Genomic DNA, 1023 nt, shown 5'->3' with positions numbered 1-1023 from the left:
TCGCGACCACGGCGGCGGTCGCGGCCCAGCTCACCCAGAGCGCCCGGCTCGCGCGGGGGCTGACGGCGGCGGTGCTCGGCGCGGCGTTCGTGCTGCGGGCGGCGGGCGACTCGGCGTCCTCGGACGGCTCCTCGGTGCTGACCTGGCTCTCGCCGCTCGGCTGGCTGGAGAACCTGCGGGCGTTCGCGGGCGAACGCTGGTGGGTGCTCGGGCTGTTCGCGGCGGCGGTACTGGTCCAGGGCGCGGTCGCCTACGCGCTGGCCGCGCGCCGGGACTTCGGCATGAGCTTCCTGCCGACCCGGCCCGGTCCGGCCACCGGGCGGCTCGGCGGCGCGGGCGCGCTGGCCTGGCGGTTGCAGCGGGGCAGCGTGCTCGGCTGGGGCGCGGGCCTCTTCGTCGCCGGGGTGGTGTACGGCGCGGTGGCGACCGGGGCGGCGGACCTGGTGCGCGGCAACGACCAGGCGCGGGAGCTCTTCCGGCGGATGGGCGGGCAGGCGGCGCTCGACGACGCGCTGCTCGCCGCGCTGACCGGGATGCTGGGGCTGGTCGCGGCGCTGTACATCGTGCAGTCGGTGCTGCGGCTGAACGGCGAGGAGGGGTCCGGACGGGCCGAACCGGTGCTGGCGGGCGCGGTCGGCCGGCTGCGCTGGGCGGCCGGCCACCTGCTGATCGCCTTCGGCGGGTCGGTGCTGCTGATGCTCCTCACCGGCCTGGGCTTCGCCGCCGGGTACGGCAAGGACCCGGGCGTCCTGCTGGCCGCCTGTCTGGTGCAGCTGCCCGCGATCTGGGTGATCGGCGGCATCGCGGTCCTGCTCCACGGCGTCCTGCCGCGCGGAGCGTCCGCCGCCTGGGGCGTCGCGGGCGCCGTCCTCCTCCTCGGCTGGGTCGGCCCCGCCCTGAAGGCGCCCCGCGCCCTGCTGGACCTCTCCCCCTTCGCCCACCTCCCGAAGCTGCCGGGCGGCCCGGTGCACTGGCCGCCACTGCTGCTCCTGACCGGACTCGCCGCGCTGCTGGTGGCGGCGG

1 pseudogene is annotated in these 1023 nt (G+C 77.9%); it reads left to right on the top strand.

The window, feature by feature from the left end:
- A pseudogene (locus FRZ03_RS12160) lies at positions 1-1023 on the top strand (ABC transporter permease); the annotation flags it as partial.

Origin of the sequence: Streptomyces misionensis (genome assembly GCF_007896895.1) — a bacterium.
GTDB classification, from domain to species: domain Bacteria; phylum Actinomycetota; class Actinomycetes; order Streptomycetales; family Streptomycetaceae; genus Streptomyces; species Streptomyces misionensis_A.
This window is presented reverse-complemented; position numbering and strand designations above follow the sequence as displayed.